At 44.2% G+C, this 17289-nt stretch carries 15 protein-coding genes; 12 read left to right on the top strand and 3 right to left on the bottom strand.

The genetic code is table 11. The annotated features are described in order from the left end of the window. Nucleotides 1-56: 56 nt before the first annotated feature. From AB4585_RS12985 to luxQ, 4 genes are all read left to right on the top strand, one after another. A complete protein-coding gene (locus tag AB4585_RS12985) occupies nt 57-713 on the top strand; it encodes a YceH family protein (RefSeq protein ID WP_372154995.1) in 657 nt (218 codons plus the stop codon). Further along, complete coding sequence (locus tag AB4585_RS12990; protein ID WP_136978689.1) at nt 714-1028, top strand: GIY-YIG nuclease family protein; 315 nt, start codon at nt 714-716, stop codon at nt 1026-1028. Nucleotides 1029-1336: 308 nt separating this feature from the next. Then, nucleotides 1337-2431 (top strand): autoinducer 2-binding periplasmic protein LuxP, encoded by a 1095-nt coding sequence (locus tag AB4585_RS12995; protein WP_136973815.1) that lies wholly within the window; start codon nt 1337-1339, stop codon nt 2429-2431. Next, nucleotides 2431-5004 (top strand): quorum-sensing autoinducer 2 sensor kinase/phosphatase LuxQ, encoded by a 2574-nt coding sequence (gene luxQ / locus AB4585_RS13000; RefSeq protein ID WP_372170001.1) that lies wholly within the window; start codon nt 2431-2433, stop codon nt 5002-5004. The genes AB4585_RS12995 and luxQ overlap by 1 nt, the downstream gene beginning before the upstream one ends. A gap of 59 nt (nt 5005-5063) precedes the next feature. Here the strand turns inward: luxQ and AB4585_RS13005 are convergent, their stop codons facing one another. After that, a complete protein-coding gene (locus tag AB4585_RS13005; RefSeq protein ID WP_017064847.1) occupies nt 5064-5723 on the bottom strand; it encodes a PilZ domain-containing protein in 660 nt (219 codons plus the stop codon). A 194-nt stretch (nt 5724-5917) separates the two neighbouring features. Here AB4585_RS13005 and AB4585_RS13010 point away from each other — a divergent pair, with 194 nt between their 5' ends. Further along, on the top strand, nt 5918-6268 hold the full coding sequence (locus AB4585_RS13010) for a HopJ type III effector protein (protein ID WP_102397945.1): 351 nt from the start codon (nt 5918-5920) through the stop codon (nt 6266-6268). A 134-nt stretch (nt 6269-6402) separates the two neighbouring features. Here AB4585_RS13010 and AB4585_RS13015 read toward each other — a convergent pair whose 3' ends face one another. After that, a complete protein-coding gene (locus tag AB4585_RS13015) occupies nt 6403-6711 on the bottom strand; it encodes a DUF1289 domain-containing protein (RefSeq protein ID WP_080582242.1) in 309 nt (102 codons plus the stop codon). A 160-nt stretch (nt 6712-6871) separates the two neighbouring features. Between AB4585_RS13015 and yegD the strand changes: the two genes are divergently transcribed. From yegD to AB4585_RS13035, 4 genes are all read left to right on the top strand, one after another. Then, nucleotides 6872-8224 (top strand): molecular chaperone, encoded by a 1353-nt coding sequence (gene yegD / locus AB4585_RS13020; RefSeq protein WP_017064846.1) that lies wholly within the window; start codon nt 6872-6874, stop codon nt 8222-8224. A 491-nt stretch (nt 8225-8715) separates the two neighbouring features. Further along, nucleotides 8716-9792 carry a porin gene (locus AB4585_RS13025; RefSeq protein WP_171733606.1) on the top strand — a complete coding sequence of 359 codons (1077 nt, stop codon included), beginning with the start codon at nt 8716-8718 and terminating at the stop codon, nt 9790-9792. A 290-nt stretch (nt 9793-10082) separates the two neighbouring features. Then, nucleotides 10083-10715, top strand: coding sequence for a fumarylacetoacetate hydrolase family protein (locus tag AB4585_RS13030; RefSeq protein WP_017061760.1), 633 nt, complete (start codon nt 10083-10085; stop codon nt 10713-10715). 150 nt (nt 10716-10865) lie between these two features. Further along, nucleotides 10866-11498 carry a LysE family translocator gene (locus tag AB4585_RS13035; protein WP_017064843.1) on the top strand — a complete coding sequence of 211 codons (633 nt, stop codon included), beginning with the start codon at nt 10866-10868 and terminating at the stop codon, nt 11496-11498. A 106-nt stretch (nt 11499-11604) separates the two neighbouring features. Here AB4585_RS13035 and AB4585_RS13040 read toward each other — a convergent pair whose 3' ends face one another. Continuing rightward, nucleotides 11605-13311, bottom strand: coding sequence for a phospho-sugar mutase (locus AB4585_RS13040; RefSeq protein ID WP_104216245.1), 1707 nt, complete (start codon nt 13309-13311; stop codon nt 11605-11607). A gap of 454 nt (nt 13312-13765) precedes the next feature. Between AB4585_RS13040 and coxB the strand changes: the two genes are divergently transcribed. From coxB to AB4585_RS13055, 3 genes are read left to right on the top strand one after another with little or no spacing between them, the layout of a single operon-like run. After that, a complete protein-coding gene (gene coxB / locus AB4585_RS13045; protein ID WP_017064841.1) occupies nt 13766-14968 on the top strand; it encodes a cytochrome c oxidase subunit II in 1203 nt (400 codons plus the stop codon). Then, complete coding sequence (gene ctaD / locus AB4585_RS13050) at nt 14965-16626, top strand: cytochrome c oxidase subunit I (protein WP_017061756.1); 1662 nt, start codon at nt 14965-14967, stop codon at nt 16624-16626. The genes coxB and ctaD overlap by 4 nt, the downstream gene beginning before the upstream one ends. Nucleotides 16627-16637: 11 nt before the next feature. Beyond that, nucleotides 16638-17267, top strand: a complete 630-nt coding sequence (locus tag AB4585_RS13055; RefSeq protein ID WP_017064839.1) for a cytochrome c oxidase assembly protein — start codon at nt 16638-16640, stop codon at nt 17265-17267. Nucleotides 17268-17289 lie beyond the last annotated feature (22 nt).

Raw genomic sequence — 17289 nt, forward strand, 5'->3', positions numbered from 1 at the left:
TTACTGCATTGTTAGGTGTTGAGATGGAATTATCAAAATAATAAAAAGGAAAAACGATGAACACAGTACTTTCCCCAATTGAAGCGAGAATTATCGGTTGTTTGATCGAGAAAGAAATCACTACTCCCGATCATTACCCACTGACACTGAACAGTTTAACCACGGCATGCAATCAAAAGAGTAACCGTGAACCTGTTCTCTCTCTTTCTGAGTCAGATGTTTTAGATGCAGTTGATGGTTTAATCGGACGTCGCATGGTGAGTGATGAGAGCAGCTTCAATAGCCGTGTTAATAAGTATCAGCATCGTTTCTGCAACACTGAGTTCGGCGATCTGCAATTTACAGAGCAAGAGCGTGCAATCATCTGCTGTATGTTACTGCGCGGTGCGCAAACACCCGGTGAACTTCGTACTCGAACGGGTCGCCTTGCAAACTTTAGTGATGTGAAAGAAGTAGAAGCAACATTAGACAAACTCGCTGCAAGAGAAGCAGGTGCCTTGGTTGTGAAGCTGCCACGCGAAGCGGGTAAACGTGAATCACGCTACCAGCATTTGTTGAGCGGTGAAGTGGACGTTGAAGCGTTTGCGATGGCATCAGTAAGCGCGGCTGCCCCCTCTGCAACGAGTGAAAAGTTTGAAGAGCTTGAGTCTGAAGTTGCAAGCCTACGAGCAGAAGTGGCAGAGCTTAAGGCTCTGGTTGAATCACTGCTTTAAATGTCAGATGCTGATAAAAATGCGGATTGGGTCGTGTACTTGATCCGCAATCGTCACAATGCCCTTTATTGTGGCGTGACGAACAATCTAGAACGTCGATTTGAACAACATCAAACCGGTAAAGGCGCCAAAGCTTTAAAAGGTAAAGGCCCACTTAAGCTGGTTTGGAGCTTTGGTGTTGGCTCAAAAAGTGAGGCGTTGAAAACCGAATACGCGATCAAGCAGTTGCCCAAATCCCGCAAAGAAAAACTGGTATCACTCAAACTAATCATTGAGTGGCAAGAAGAGCAAATTCAATATATCGAAGTCTCATAATTCATAGCTAAAATGTTTGTTATTGATTAAATCTTAATAGTGTAAGGGGCTATAATAGCTCTAGCTAAGCTTATGAATTTAAATGGTAATTACTCTTACCGTGAATGGGCTGAAATCATAATTTAACTCGTTGTTCTTAATCTCCATTCCAAATTAACATATTGCTCATTTAGAATGTCGTTCTAATTAGTGTTAGACGCTATCATTTATCATCGTTGTCCTACATAATATCCACTAGCCATACAAAGAGATGGTGTCATGCTAGGTTAAAAAATGAGCCAAAGTAGCTCATATAAAACGAGAAAAATATGAAACGTTTACTGATGTTGTTTGGACTTGCCGTATTTTCTGCGTCCGCTCTCTCCCATGGTACTCATGTCCTCAATGGGTACTGGGAATACCAAGATTATCTTTCCACTTTTCCAGAACAAAGAGCATTGACCGATAAAATGGTCGAGGCTGTACAAAATCACCCTGTGCCACTGAGAAGGATCCAAGATGAGCCGATCACGATTTCCGTGGTGTATCCGGGTCAACAGATCTCGGATTACTGGGTTCGCAATATTCAAGCTTTTGAGAAGCGTCTCGATAGGCTGAAGATCCGCTATCAAATAAATCAAGTGTTTACCCGTATTAATGCCGATCTCGCGCAGCAGAGTATTTCGTTGCAAGAAGCGATTGAAAACAAGACGGATTATTTGATTTTCACGCTAGATACCACGCGCCACCGCAAGTTTATCGAGCACGTGTTGACCTCTACAGACACCAAACTGATTCTTCAAAATATCACGACGCCAGTGCGAGCTTGGGCAGATAGACAGCCATTTATGTATGTGGGTTTTGACCATGCGACAGGCAGTTTAAAACTGGCGGACTATTTTAAACAAGTAAGTCCGCCAGACAGTAAGTATTCTGTTTTGTATTACTCACAAGGCTATATCAGTGATGCGCGTGGAGATACTTTTATCCATGAAGTGAATACGGATACCAACTTTACCCTTAAGTCTTCGTTTTACACAAAATCAAACAAAGACAGTGGCTACCAAGCGGCTAAAATCAGCATAGAGAACGATAAGGATCTAGACTTTATCTATGCATGTTCAACGGATGTCGCTCTCGGTGCAATGGAAGCGATTCGTGAATCGGGCCAAGACATCTTAGTGAATGGTTGGGGAGGCGGCTCTGCTGAACTTGAAGCCATTGCAAGGGGCGACCTAGATGTTACTGTCATGCGTATGAACGACGATACAGGCATTGCAATGGCAGAGGCGATCAAGTGGGATCTAGCCGGTTTGGAAGTGCCTACCGTTTACTCTGGTGAATTTGAAATTGTCACCAAGGAAGATTCCCCAGAACGTATTTCAGAACTTAAACAGCGAGCATTTAGGTACTCAGGTCACTAATGAAGAAAAGTTACGCCAGTACACCTAGAAACACTTTAGCTAGACTCATTACGCGTATCGTTATTTTGGTGATAGGCGTGATGGCACTTGGCGTGCTTATTCATAATTATGAAACCAGCAGTAATATCGTACAGCAAGAGACGAATCGAACGGTACAGCAAACCTCAAGCCTGATCCAAAACATGTTTGATTATCGTTTGTCGGTGCTGCAAATCCATCAAGACAGTAGCTCACACAGTGAAACTCTCAGAGAGCACTTTGATACGGGTAATGACGAGACTCTGAGCTACTTTTTCTTTGGTGTTGACCAAGGTGAACCGGATCATGCACCAGATTTACGCTTTGTCTCAACCCACGATGGTTTGGCTTGGGAAGACGGCAACAGTCAATTTTATGGTTTGGATGAGTCCAACTTAAAGCATATTTCTGATGAGGTTTCGTTCAGCAGTAATTGGCATTTTATTAAACTGAGGACAGATATAGGTAAGCGTCACTTGTTGGCTCGCCGTACCCCTATTGTTGATAACGCTACTGGGGAAGTCCTTGGTCAACTCTATATCGCCATTGTGCTTGACAATAACTTCTCTTTGGCTGAGTCAATCCAACAGGGCAGTAATAGCGAAAATATCGTGATTGAAGCGCACGGTACACCGGTGACATCGACATTCAGTGGTGATGAAAGCTACACCATTACTGACATCCTCAATTACCAAATGTACGAACAGTTGCCGCGTCATTTCGTTACCATCGCAACCATTAAGATTAATGCTGTTGAAACTCCTTTAATCATTCGAGCTGTTCAAAAAAATAATAATTTCATTGCGTTAGAAGAGAATTATCAGCGTGCGATCATCGTGGTGATTGTGGTGATCATATTGATGTCTTTTTTTGCTCGAACTTGGATTCAAAAGAGAGTCTCAGCCGAGCTTGATAAGCTAATGGACTTTACTCGTTCGGCAAGTGCTAGCGAAGAGTACAACAAGTTCGATGGCTCTAACATTTTCGAATTTCATCATATTGGTTGTACTCTTGAAGACACCTTTGAGCGCTTATCTGAACAGAATCAAAAATTCCAAGATCTCTTTAACTTTGCTCATTCGCCTATCTTAGTTTGGTCTGAAAAAGGCGATTTGATTCAGATGAACCCCGCCGCTCGTATGGCGTTGTTCGATGCTGATGACAATTATGGTCCAATTGCCCAAGAGTTTGAGCAGCGAATGCTGCCTAATATTCAAATGGTGGTTCAGGGTTCTAAACTGACGGGTATTAACGTACCCATTGGTGAAAAGGTGTTTCGTTGGAACATGTCTGCTATTCGCGTGGAACACGGCATCACAGGAGTGGTGGTACAAGGGCAAGATATTACTAAGCTAATCGAGGCGGAAAGACAGGCTGATCGAGCAAGAGAAGAAGCTGAGCATCTTGCGAATGTGCGAGCAGACTTCTTAGCTAAGATGAGTCATGAGATTCGCACGCCGCTCAACGGTATTCTCGGTGTGTCTCAGCTGCTCAAGCGCTCTATGCACAATGAAGATAATCGCGAGCAGGTGGATGTACTGTGTAATAGTGCGGAACATTTACTGGCGGTACTTAACGATATCTTGGACTTCTCAAAGATTGAGCAAGGGCAGTTTAATATTCAAAAGAAAGACTTCCGTTTAGGGGAGTTAGTTAATACCTTAGACAGCATCTATCGACCGCTGTGTGAAGATAAATCCGTCGAATTTACCATTGTGAATCACTTGGTTGATGACATTGAAATCAATACCGACCAAGTACGCCTCAATCAGATCATGTTTAATCTGTTGAGTAATGCTTTTAAATTCACTCATCAAGGCGGTATCTCCGTCAGCTTTGATCTCGAGAGTATCTTTAACTCCGATCACGCCAGCTTGATCGTTCGAGTGAAAGATTCTGGCATTGGTATTGATGAAAGCAAAATTGATGCTGTTTTTGAACCCTTTGTTCAAGCCGAAGAGACCACCACTCGTGAATATGGTGGCACTGGTTTAGGACTTACAATTGTAAAAAATCTGGTCGATATGCTGGAAGGGGACATTCAAGTCCGCAGCGTGATAGGTCAAGGCTCAGAGTTCACGATAGAAATTCCTGTAGTCGTACACGCCAAGCCGCTATTAGTCGATGCTAAGCAACAAGCTGAGGTTGAGCCAGAGGCGTTGTTTAGTCGACCTTTGAATGTGTTGCTGGTGGAAGACAATCACACCAACGCCTTTATTGCTCAGGCTTTCTGTAAGAAATATGGCATGGTCGTCACCTGGGTAAAAGATGGCTTAGAAGCGATTGAGATGGCTAAGACGATTACCTATGACTTGATCTTGATGGATAACCAACTCCCTAATCTCGGTGGTGTTGAAACCACTCAGCAGCTAAGAGGTGAGATTGGTGTGTCAGCCCCTATTTATGCGTGTACCGCTGATGCTCAAGAGTCAACTAGAGACAGCTTTATGGCCGCAGGGGCGAATTACGTGATTGTAAAGCCGATTAAAGAAGAGTCGCTCCACCAAGCGTTTGTTCATTTCAAAAACTCATACTGGAATGACACAGAGCACTAGGCTTTAACTTAGTGCTCTTTAATGGAGTCTGTTGAAGAGAAGTAACTAATTTTCTGCCTTTATATCGAGCCAGCGACAAAGGCTTGTTCCAATAGCAGCGTTTTCAACTCATCACTCATATCTAGGTGTTCAGGGAATTGGATACCTAGCAGCCAGCCTTGTCTTTGCCTTTTCTTACTTACCACCTTGTAGACAAGATCGTCATCTAAGTACTCATTTAAGTCAGAATTAACTTTTATCTTCCAGCCGACATCAATATCTGATTGCTGGGTAAGATAGATACCGCACCCTGACGCTGAAAAGTCGACTAGTGTGGCATCCAGCGACAAGGTATCAAAAGTGACTTCACAGCTGAGACGTACTTTATACCTTTCGTGTTCACGAATAGGCTTGCTTGCAAAGTTTGAGGGTGGGCGAAGGAAGATTAGATGTGCTGGAGAGGTGATATGAGCCAGTACATTGGTTTTGAACGCGACAATGTGCCCAAGTTCGGTGTCGGTAATCGCACGAACAATAATATCAACGTTTGTGAGCTTTCTCAGCGTCAGTGCTTCTGTCGCTTTTTGCGTAAGCTCTAGGATGAGGTACTGATCTTCTTTGTGTCCGATATAAAGTGTACTGATCTGGATTGAGTCGTCTGGGCCAAATTCCAATACACCTGCTGTTTTTGTACCTGGCTTTAGGTATCTGAACAGTTCTAAGTTTTTATCTTTATGCATATTCGTTACTGAACAATGTTAATCGTTTGATAAAATAATATAACGCCCTGATAAAACTATGTCATTAGTTTCATTGAAGTAATTAGCAGCGTACAACAAAAAAGTGAATCGCTATCTCAAGTAAACAACGGCTTACTCTTGTCGTAAAACAAGATACACTGCTGACAGATATATACTTGATGGAGAAATAGTAAATGGAACTGGAAACCTTATTGAATACTCTGGCTGAAACCCCAGAGGCCGTGCAATTTGAAGATACAATGCAAGTGATCGAAGCTCACTATGATTTTTCTGAGCGCGAATTTCGCAATGGTGAGGTAGTGAACGCTGCAGGGCAGAATAATGGTTCGTGTAAGATTTTTGCTTTTGGTTTAGAGCAAGGCCTATCAGCAGAGCAAACACTTGCTTGTTTTGGTCAATTTTATCGTAACGACGTGCTAGGTTTTCCTGAGAACAGCGACCATCAAAATATTCGTAACTTTATGGTTCATGGCTGGAATGGTATCCAGTTTTCTCAGCCTGCGCTGGTTGCAAAAGCGAAGTAGACACTAACCAGGTAACGATTAGGTCGAAATTTGATCTCAGTATTTTGAAGCGAGAAAACAACCTCTCGCTTTTTTTGTCTATGTTGAACTGGCTAGTAACTTGCTATCCAGTAACTTACTAAATGGGCTCTAAACTACTGAACGGGCAGGGCAGACAAGCACTTACGACACATACAAACTCCAGCCTTTGGAATATCGCTAGTATCTCGTTTTTCTAACTCAAAACACCAACACGTCTCTTTGCCCGCACTGATATCGCATTGAGCTGGCTCATTACACTGTGGACATTGGTGAGTCGAACTCGCGCCACTAAGATTATCCATAACCGACGTTTGCTCTTCTTCAGATAAGCCTTTCCAACCTATAATTTCATCCATTGTTCGAAAGCAGCCACTACACATTCCGCCATTATTTTTACAAGCCGCTCGGCAAGGTGTTTTCATTTCTCTAACCTGTGATTCATTTGGGCTGAAATGTAGCATATTTGTTTCTTCTTGAAGAGCCGTTAAGCTAAGAAATTACTCAGTTAAATTTAGAAATGACCTCGTAATTTTTAGGCTTTTCATGTAACATCTCGCCCCTTTTGTTGAGTGGGGGGATATTATGTTTATTGGATTTGATTATGGAACAGCGAACTGTTCTGTCGCGGCGATGGTTAATGGAGAGCCAAGCCTGTTACCGCTAGAAGGTAACAACCACTATATTCCCTCAACCGTGTTTGCGCCTACTCGTGAGAGTGTTTCTGAACATCTATTCCGCCACTTGAATATCAAGCCGAGTGATGCGATCGGTGAGCAAGTACTACGACGTGCGATTGCGCTGAACAGAGAAGAGAGTATCGACTTAGTGCCAGAAGACATGGCATTTGGTCAGGCTGCGTTGGACTTATATTTAGAAGACCCTCGCGATGTTTATTATGTTAAGTCCCCTAAATCTTTCCTTGGCGCGAGTGGACTGCATGATGTGCAGGTGAGCTTTTTCGAAGATTTAGTGTGCGCCATGATGGCAAATATCAAGAATCAAGCCGAACTCACGACTCAAGAGCAGATCAAGCAAGCTGTTATCGGCCGACCAATTAACTTCCACGGTCGAGGTGGTGAAGAGGCGAACAGACAAGCTGAAGACATACTGTCTCGCGCAGCTAAGCGTGCCGGTTTCCTTGATATCGCTTTTCAATTTGAGCCCGTAGCCGCAGGCCTTGATTACGAAAGCACATTAACTGAAAACCAAACAGTATTGGTTGTTGATATTGGCGGTGGTACCACCGATTGCTCATTATTAGAAATGGGACCAACGTGGTCTGGTAAAGCGGATCGTACCCAGAGCTTGTTGGCACACAGTGGGCAAAGGGTAGGGGGGAATGACCTCGATATCTATCTTGCATTCAAACAACTGATGTCACCTTTTGGTATGGGCAGCAAAGGCATTTCGGGTATTGATATGCCACTGACTCAATTCTGGAACCCAATTGCGATTAATAATGTTGAAGCTCAAAAGAACTTCTATTCAAGAGAAAACCTAGCGGCATTAAAATTACTTCGTAAAGAAGCGTCAGAGCCTCAAAAGCTAGAACGTTTGATGAAGGTTTATCACGACACTTTGGGTTACGGTATTGTGCGTAGAGCGGAAGAGGCCAAGATTGCGCTGGCAGAATCCCCTCAATATCGTGCTGCGATTAATGTTGCCTCTGAACTGGTCGAGGTAGATATCTCAGTCGAACAGATGGTTGAAGCGATTGAAACACCAAAGTCTAAGATGATTGAGTTGGTTAAAGAAGCGATTCAACAAGGCCAGAAAAAGCCAGACGTAATCTACATGACGGGTGGTTCCGCTCGTTCACCGATACTTCGTGAAGCCGTACAACAAGCTGTGCCGAATGTACCGATTGTGAGTGGTAATTACTTCGGTTCAGTAACTGCAGGTTTAGCTCGTTGGGCTGAGGTTTGCTTCAAATAAGAGTTCAATGATGAGTTATGAAGGGCAACCAGTCGCTGATTGGTTGCCCTTTTTTGTTTTTCTCTAATGAACTTTCTATTGAACGATTTTTCCTAGCTCATATTGGGATTTGTTTCACAAAGCTAAATATTTCAGCTGAGCTCTACGTGTTACAAAATGTTTCAAAGGCAAAGGCGAGCCTCTCGATGGTCTGATGAGTTACCTTGGGTTTAGATTTTTAATGCTTTTTTAGTGATTATAAAATCAAAAATAATCAAAGTATTTATCTCAAAGAATGAAAGGAGATCCCAGCGATTGTCGTGTTAATCAACTGTTTTAAAAGGTATTTTTGTTTTTTATAGTGCGATTTTTTTTATTTTATATATTTTAATGCAACTTTCTTGTCATTCGTATATTAGGGTTTGCCTACTTGTTAAATGCAGGTAACAACTTCTCCGTAAGCACGAGGTTGTTAGTGAATAACTCACCCAGTTACATAATGGACATGACAAATGAATAAGAAACTTTTAGCGCTAGCAATTTCTGGTGCAGTATTTGGTACACAGGCAGTCGCAGTAGAACTTTACAACGAAGACGGCACAACATTCTCAGTTGGCGGTCACGTTTCAGTTGCAGTTGGTGATGTAAACAGCGACGATCGTCAAAACAGCGATGACATCGGTGTTGAAACTGTTTCTCCACGTATCAACTTCGGTGCAACTCACGAACTTGGTAACGGCTTTACTGCTGATGCTAAAGGTGAATGGGCGCTAAACATGCTTGACGGTGGTGATCAGTCATTCACAACTCGTCTTGGTTACGTTGGTGTTTCTCACGACGATTATGGCCGTGCAGCAGTAGGTACTCAATGGGCACCTTACTACAACGTTGCTGGTGTTGCTGATATGCCAATCGCATTCGCGAATGACTTCATCTACGAAGATCACGGTAATCTAGGTACTGGTCGTGCTGAAGAGATGGTGAGCTACGCTAACGCTGTGGATTTCGGTAACGCTGGCTCTCTAGCAATTGGCGTTGCATGGCAAGGTCGTAAGGTTTCTGACGAAGAATACAACGAAGTTGCTTCAGAGAATAAGTACGGTAACCGCGGTCAAATCGCTCTGAACTACGATATCGCTAACTTCTCTGTGAACTACGCTTACAATACTGGTCACGTTACTTTCGGTACTGGTGCTAATGTTGGTACTGATTCAAAGACTGCTGATTCTAATGTACTAAGTGCAACTTACGGTTCATACGGTTCTGAAGGTCTTTACGTTGCAGCTGTATACGCAGCGAACAACTACATGAATAATGGTAAGTTTGGCGTTATTTCAGAGTCTACAGGTTACGAATTTTTAGCATCTTACGCACTAGCTAACAGCCTTAACCTAAGCGTTAACTACGAAGCTGTAGAAGATGACAAGATGAGCGAAACAGTATTTGCTACAACAGCTCTACAAGCTGAATACAACTTCACATCTCAGTTCGTAGGCTTCGCTGGTTACCAATTCGACCTACAAGGTTCTGGTGAGTACAAAGAGAAAGCTGACGACCAATGGCTACTTGGTGCTCGTTACTACCTATAAGTCGCAGACTGATTTAGCATAGTGTTTACTCCTTAGGTTTACCTTTTAGGATACTGTCCTAGACACCATGCTAAGCCCTCTCAAACCTTTTGGTTAGAGAGGGCTTTTTTCGTTTTGGGCTTTTGTCTTGAATGGTGATTTCGCACTATTGCGACCTTCGTATAAACGCTTTCAAAGCATCGAATTGAGCTAAAGATCAGAATTTAGATATTGGTAACCATCTTGTCGAAGACTCTCATTTTATGATGCGTTAAACTCTCCACTCAAAAAAAATAGTTCAGGGATAAACTATGAGCAGTGTTGTCGATCAGGAACAGCTGATGAATTCGAGACGAACAGCAACCCCAACTAAGGTGCTGTGTGTTGGGCGTAACTATGTCGATCACATCGAAGAACTCAATAACGCAATCCCAGACTCTATGGTGGTTTTCAATAAACCAAGTACCAGCGTTACGTCATCCCTGTCTTCTTTTCATCAAGAAGCGCTGCACTACGAAGCAGAAATCTGTTTTATTGTTGAAAATGGCCAGTACTCCGCTGTGGGTTTAGGACTAGATCTCACCAAACGTGAATTACAAAGTAGCTTAAAAGCGAAAGGCCTACCTTGGGAGCGCGCCAAGGCGTTTGATGGTTCCGCTGTCTTGAGTCGCTTTGTTCCAATTGATAACTTAGACCTTGCAGACTTAAACCTAGAGTTGTTTATTAACTGTGTTCGTGTTCAGAAAGGACATGTTGAGCAGATGCTTTACTCTCCAAAAACTATCCTAGAAGAGCTGTCTTCTTATACCACCTTACTAGACGGCGATGTTGTGATGACAGGTACGCCAAAAGGTGTTGGGGCCGTACATCGAGGCGATATCTTCCTTGGTCGCCTAAAGTGTGGCGATACGACATTGATTGAGATCGAATGGGTAGCAAGTTAATTAGTCTTTTCTATTTAGTTAATAAATTGGCTTTGTCGATTAATGTTGGTTTTTAATTCGATTAAATAAACGTCGAACAACTGATTGCATCTGGAAGGGTGTTAGTAATTGATATAAAATCCGCCTCCGTTTTTATCAATGCTGACCCTCATGATCGACTTAACCATTTTACCTGTCTACCTGACTGCCGTTGTTGCACTTCTTCTTTTACCTGGCCCTGATATGTTACTGATTGCGAGTTCAAGCATGAGCTATGGCCGTAAGGTCGGCGTGTTTGCAAGCCTAGGTAATGCGACTTCTGGAATCATTCTGACAGTATTAGCGGCCATGGGTGTATCAGCGTTGATCGCAATGAGCCCAATAGCGCTTAAAGCTCTCCATTTGTTAGGCGGCGCGTACTTGTTGAAGATGGGTTGGGATTGCCTGCGAACAGAGCAGGGTAATGCGCCGGAGTTAAACGATAATTTTGCTGCAAAAGCCTATTATCAACGAGCGCTGATCAGCAACCTGCTTAACCCTAAAGCCTTGGTTTTCTTTGTGATGTTTCTGCCTCAGTTTGTGTCGACGAATATTGAAGCGACTTCCGGTCAGCAGATGCTTGTTCTGGGTTTATTACTGAATGTTCTCGGCTTAACGTTTAACTTTTTGCTGGTGGCGTTAGTGGGTACGATTGGTAAATCTCTCGTAGAAAACGCGAAGTTTCGTACCTATCAACAGAAAGTCATGGGCGGAGTTTTCATCGTGTTAGCTATCTGGATGTTGTCTTCTTTCTTTACTTCGTAGACGAATCAAATCAGACATCTTCTCGTGGTTAGCCGCTGAGACAAAAATGGACGCTTCGAGCGTCCATTTTTATGTTTAACCGTTACATGTTGAACGCGCTAAATCGCTATGAATTCAACTCTTGTTGGTGCTGTTCAATCAGTTTCTCCATGTACTTCTCACCGCGCAGGCGAGTGTCTTCATAGGTTTCTGTCCCTTCAAATTTTGTCACCGTCTCATAGTAGATCTTAACTTTTGGCTCAGTACCGGAAGGTCTTACGATAATGCGTGAACCATCTTCGAGATGATAGATGAGTACGTCACTTGCAGGCAGGTTAATGGCTTCAGTATTGCCTCCAATGACGAAGCGTAAAGAAGACTGCAGGTCTTCAATTACAGAGATAGCGACACCGTTGATTGCTTTAGGCTGTGCTGAGCGGAGCTTAGAACCAATCGATGGTGAGTCTGGGTCTAAAGCAATACTTCGTTGCGCGTTGGTGTGAACCCCATGTTCAAATGAAATTTGAGCAAGAAGATCCCAGACAGTTCGACCTTGAGATTTTAACTCCTCAACCAATTGAGCAAACACGACAATAGCAGACAGCCCATCTTTGTCTCGTACTTGAGTACCAATTGTGTAGCCTAATGCTTCTTCATAGGCGAACAAGAAGTCGTTCTGATCATTTTCCAATTGCATGCCAATATTCGCTAACCATTTAAAGCCTGTCAGTGTTTGGAAATAAGTCGCCCCGTGGGATTGAGCTACTTTTTCAAGCAATGTTGAAGATACGATACTGTTACCAACTAATTGGTTTTTGGTATGCGGCTTTGAGAGTAGATAATGAGCGAATAGCACGCCGACTTGGTCACCTGTTAGCATTTTGTATGAGCCATCATCTGTTCTCACTGCAACCGCAAATCGGTCTGCATCTGGATCGTTGGCACAAGCAATGTCGGCATCGACACTTTTTGCTAAGTTAACCACCAGATCCATCGCGCCTTTTTCTTCCGGATTCGGGAAGTTGACGGTCGGGAAGTTACCATCGGGCTCTCTTTGCTCGGCGACGCTGAACACCTTATGGAAACCAGAATCGTGAAGTAGATCCTCGGCCATTTGTGCGCCGACACCATGCATTGCGGTATAGGTGATGGTGGTGTTCGCCGATTCGATCTCGTCACTCACGTATGGGCTCTGATTGATCGCAGCGCGGTACGTTTGATAATAGCCTTCAGTTAACCACACCAACTTACCTTGCGTCTCAGCGTCACTTAGGCTCATTAAAGGGAGCGGCTTGGTCGATGCGATATCGATTTCAGCGGCAATACCCGCATCGTGAGGAGGAATGATTTGAGCGCCATTCTCCCAGTACACTTTGAAACCATTGTATTCCGGTGGGTTGTGGCTGGCCGTCACCACAACGGCAGCTGCGGCGTTGAAGTGCTCAATACCAAAGGCAACGATAGGGGTCGCCGCGACGTTCGAGGTTAGATAAACCTTAATGCCTAAAGCCGTGAGTACGGAAGCGGTATCAATCGCGAACTGCTTTGAATCTAAACGGCCGTCATAACCGACGACCACACCGCGAATGGTCGCATTAGCGACATGTTCGATTAAGTAGTGGCCGAGCCCGGTTGCTGTTTCCTGTATGACTAAACGGTTCATTCGATTTGGGCCGCATCCAACTTTGCCTCTAAGTCCTGCCGTTCCGAACTCTAATCGTTGAGTAAAGCGGTCTTCAAGTTCGTCGTGCATTCCCTCATCGATGAGGTGTTGAAGTTCTTCACGAGTTCTTGGATCTGGGTCTCTCGCTAACCAATTCATTGCATCTTGCATAATCACTAAACCTATTAATGTCTGTATGACTTACCGTTGATTTAATTTAAGTGATATTGATTCTCATTTCCATGGGGGCAATCGTAAAACTCGATATAAAATAAATTCCAACGGCAAGAGGGCACGTAGATTAAGCCACTTCAAATAATTGACTGTTTAGTAAGTAAACTTACCTTGAATAATTGGATATCACTAACTAGCCTTTTACATAAATATAACAAAATTTAACAAATTCGCCGTTTTTGAATCTTTCATGGAAACCTCCAACGCTTTTGAACCGTATTAGTTCTTGGGTTTATATGAGGTCAGTAGCCTGCTCACAGGCTAGTTCCATGTGAGTTGTAGATTGAGATTCAGCCTTTTCATGTGTAGCCGGAATAACAATGAATGTTGTCCAGTTCGCAACGACATTTAGGTCGCAAGTATCCAATTAGGAAGGACAAGGAGAGATCTTTTGAAAAGATTACTGGTTAGGCTAGCGTGGCTTTTGAAGAGTTTTGTTGTGCTTTTAGTATCGCCTTTAGTGCACGCTAGCAGTGATTACAACATGACTCAAGGCGTCACTGAGATCAGTGGTAAGGTGTATGAACTTCATATGCTGATCTTCTACATCTGTTGTGCGATTGCCTTTGTTGTTTTTGGTGTGATGTTTTATTCGATTTTGAGGCACAGGAAATCGAAGGGCGCAGTTGCTGCCCATTTTCACGAAAGCACGAAAGTCGAAATTCTTTGGACCATCATCCCTATCATCATTCTCATCGCTATGGCGATACCCGCCACCAAAACCTTAATAGCGATGGAAGATACCTCCCAATCAGATCTGACCGTTAAAATCACCGGGTCACAATGGAAATGGCATTACAGCTATTTTGGTGAAGACGTCGAGTTTTACAGCCTTCTAGCGACCAGTGACAAAGAGATTGAAGGCCTCGAAGTGAAAGGCGCGCATTACCTGCTAGAAGTTGATAAGCCGCTGGTACTGCCTGTTGACCGTAAAGTCCGTTTCTTGATGACTTCCGATGATGTGATTCACTCATGGTGGGTGCCAGCATTCGCCGTTAAGAAAGATACCATTCCGGGCTTTATTAATGAGGCTTGGACTAAGATAGATGAGCCTGGTGTTTACCGAGGGCAGTGTGCAGAGTTGTGTGGTCGTGCCCATGGTTTCATGCCGATCGTGGTGCATGCCATGGAAGAAGATGAGTTTGACGCATGGCTAGCGGAGCAGAAAGAGTTAGCGATAGCCGAACAACAAGCCGCAAAAGATGCATTAGGTGCGTCACTTTCCTTGGCGGAGTTGAATACCATCGGTGAAGAGGTTTACAAAACTCGATGTGCGGTTTGTCACCAAGCAAACGGTGAGGGCATTCCTGGAGCATTCCCTGCCATCAAAGGAAGTCCTATTGCCCTTGGTGATGTGGATGTTCATATCGACACAATTGTTTATGGTCGTGGCGGTACGGCGATGCAAGCATTCGATAATCAGTTAACCGAGAAAGAGATCGCAGCGGTAGTAACTTATCAACGAAACGCTTGGGGTAATGATACCGGCGATATTGTTCAGGCCTCAGATATCAACGCTTATAAGGCGAAGCAAGAAGGCAGTTCTGAAAGCTCAACGGATGATGCACAAAATGATGCTAAGGATCAGTTATGAGTTCACCAATCAATAAGCCGGTGAAATCGGCTCCAGCAGAAGATCAAGTACTGAGCCATTCTGCGGAAGGCACCTTGGGCAATAATGATTTGCCTGTTGATGATCACGATTCACATGCGGCACCTAAAGGCTGGGCTCGTTGGCTGTATTCAACCAATCATAAAGACATTGGTACACTTTATTTGTGGTTCAGCTTTGCAATGTTCTTAACGGGCGGCGCAATGGCGATGGTGATCCGTGCGGAGCTGTTCCAACCGGGTTTGCAACTCGTTGAGCCAGATTTCTTCAATCAGATGACTACAGTCCATGGTTTAATCATGGTATTCGGTGCCGTAATGCCTGCATTTACGGGTTTGGCTAACTGGATGATTCCGATGATGATCGGTGCACCAGATATGGCGCTGCCGAGAATGAACAACCTCAGTTTCTGGATCTTGCCTTTTGCGTTTCTAATCTTAATCGGATCTTTGTTTACAGAGGGTGGCGGCCCGAGCTTTGGTTGGACCTTCTACGCGCCACTCTCGACAACTTATGGGCCAGACAGTACCGCGCTATTCGTATTCTCAGTTCATATTATGGGGATCAGTTCGATCATGGGGGCGATTAACGTGATCGTAACCATAGTGAACATGCGCGCACCGGGCATGACTTGGTTCAAGCTACCGATGTTCGTATGGACTTGGTTAATTACCGCTTTCTTGCTGATAGCCGTGATGCCCGTGCTCGCGGGTGCGGTGACCATGGTACTGACTGACAAATATTTTGGGACTAGTTTCTTTGATGCCGCTGGTGGTGGGGACCCGGTGATGTTCCAGCACATATTCTGGTTCTTTGGGCACCCCGAAGTGTACATCATGATCTTGCCATCTTTTGGTATTGTCTCAGCCATCATCCCTGCATTCAGTGGTAAGCGCCTGTTTGGTTATCACTCGATGGTTTATGCGACCTGTAGTATCGCACTGTTGTCATTCTTGGTTTGGGCACACCACATGTTCACCACGGGTATGCCAGTATTTGCCGAACTGTTCTTCATGTATTGCACCATGTTGATAGCGGTGCCGACCGGTGTGAAAGTCTTCAACTGGGTAGCGACCATGTGGCGGGGTGCTTTGACCTTTGAAACACCAATGCTGTTTGCGATTGCCTTCATTGTTTTGTTTACGATTGGCGGGTTATCTGGATTGATGCTCGCTATCGTGCCAGCTGATTTCCAATACCACGATACTTATTTTGTTGTGGCTCACTTCCATTATGTTCTGGTAACCGGTGCCGTGTTCTCGATTATGGCTGCTGCCTATTATTGGCTGCCTAAGTGGACCGGACATATGTACGACCACAAGCTCAGCCTGTGGCATTTCTGGACGTCGGTGATTTCAGTTAATGTACTGTTTTTCCCGATGCACTTTTTAGGGTTAGCGGGTATGCCGCGTCGTATTCCTGATTATGCGATTCAGTTTGCTGACGTTAACCAAGTCGTGTCGATTGGTGGTTTTGCGTTTGGGTTGTCTCAGCTAATTTTCTTATGGCTAGCGATTAAGTGCGTAAGAGGGGGAGAGCCTGCGCCAAGTAAGCCTTGGGATAGAGCTGAAGGTCTTGAATGGACAGTACCAAGCCCTGCGCCTCACCACACCTTTACCCATCCGCCGAAAGTGGATTAGAGGGCAGAACCATGAGTGATAAGCAAAGCGATCCCAATCAAGATAAAAAACAACCTAAGCGCCTGTCTAATAAGCGATCGACCAAAAAGCTGACGGGCTACTTGGTGTTGAGCGTGGTTGCGATGTTTTGCTTCGGTTTCGCTTTGGTGCCGCTCTACGATGTCATGTGTGAGGCCTTAGGCATCAATGGCAAAACTAATACTGTTTCAGCGGTGCAACCTCAGGGAATGCAGCCAGACTACTCTCGTACGGTTCGAGTCGAATTCATGTCCCACATCAAGCCAGATATGCCATGGCAGTTTTCGCCTGAAGTTCGAGTGTTAGAGGTTCATCCTGGTGAAGTGGTTCAAACTAACTACATTGCCAAAAACCTTTCTGGAGCCTCATTGGTTGGCCAAGCCGTACCGTCGGTTTCTCCAGGTATGGGGGCAACCTACTTCAATAAGATGGAATGCTTTTGCTTTAATCAGCAGCCATTGGACGGGCACAAGAGCGCAGAAATGGGTTTGATATTTTACATTGAGCCAGATATTCCAGAATCGATACATACGCTGACGCTCTCTTACACATTATTCAATATCACGAATGAGGTGGGTGCTGCGGCCAATAAATCTGAGCCTAACGTACTCGCAAGTAACTAGGAATTTACAGAACCAGTATCAA

The organism is Vibrio sp. 10N.222.49.C9 (assembly GCF_041474985.1).
GTDB classification, from domain to species: domain Bacteria; phylum Pseudomonadota; class Gammaproteobacteria; order Enterobacterales; family Vibrionaceae; genus Vibrio; species Vibrio crassostreae_C.

Bases quoted from the DNA above. Each gene is read 5' to 3' on its own strand.
- AB4585_RS12985 (WP_372154995.1), top strand. From the start codon at position 57: ATGAACACAGTACTTTCCCCAATTGAAGCGAGAATTATCGGTTGTTTG.
- AB4585_RS12990 (WP_136978689.1), top strand. From the start codon at position 714: ATGTCAGATGCTGATAAAAATGCGGATTGGGTCGTGTACTTGATCCGC.
- AB4585_RS12995 (WP_136973815.1), top strand. From the start codon at position 1,337: ATGAAACGTTTACTGATGTTGTTTGGACTTGCCGTATTTTCTGCGTCC.
- luxQ (WP_372170001.1), top strand. From the start codon at position 2,431: ATGAAGAAAAGTTACGCCAGTACACCTAGAAACACTTTAGCTAGACTC.
- AB4585_RS13005 (WP_017064847.1), bottom strand. From the start codon at position 5,723: ATGCATAAAGATAAAAACTTAGAACTGTTCAGATACCTAAAGCCAGGT.
- AB4585_RS13010 (WP_102397945.1), top strand. From the start codon at position 5,918: ATGGAACTGGAAACCTTATTGAATACTCTGGCTGAAACCCCAGAGGCC.
- AB4585_RS13015 (WP_080582242.1), bottom strand. From the start codon at position 6,711: ATGAAAACACCTTGCCGAGCGGCTTGTAAAAATAATGGCGGAATGTGT.
- yegD (WP_017064846.1), top strand. From the start codon at position 6,872: ATGTTTATTGGATTTGATTATGGAACAGCGAACTGTTCTGTCGCGGCG.
- AB4585_RS13025 (WP_171733606.1), top strand. From the start codon at position 8,716: ATGAATAAGAAACTTTTAGCGCTAGCAATTTCTGGTGCAGTATTTGGT.
- AB4585_RS13030 (WP_017061760.1), top strand. From the start codon at position 10,083: ATGAGCAGTGTTGTCGATCAGGAACAGCTGATGAATTCGAGACGAACA.
- AB4585_RS13035 (WP_017064843.1), top strand. From the start codon at position 10,866: ATGATCGACTTAACCATTTTACCTGTCTACCTGACTGCCGTTGTTGCA.
- AB4585_RS13040 (WP_104216245.1), bottom strand. From the start codon at position 13,311: ATGCAAGATGCAATGAATTGGTTAGCGAGAGACCCAGATCCAAGAACT.
- ctaD (WP_017061756.1), top strand. From the start codon at position 14,965: ATGAGTTCACCAATCAATAAGCCGGTGAAATCGGCTCCAGCAGAAGAT.
- AB4585_RS13055 (WP_017064839.1), top strand. From the start codon at position 16,638: ATGAGTGATAAGCAAAGCGATCCCAATCAAGATAAAAAACAACCTAAG.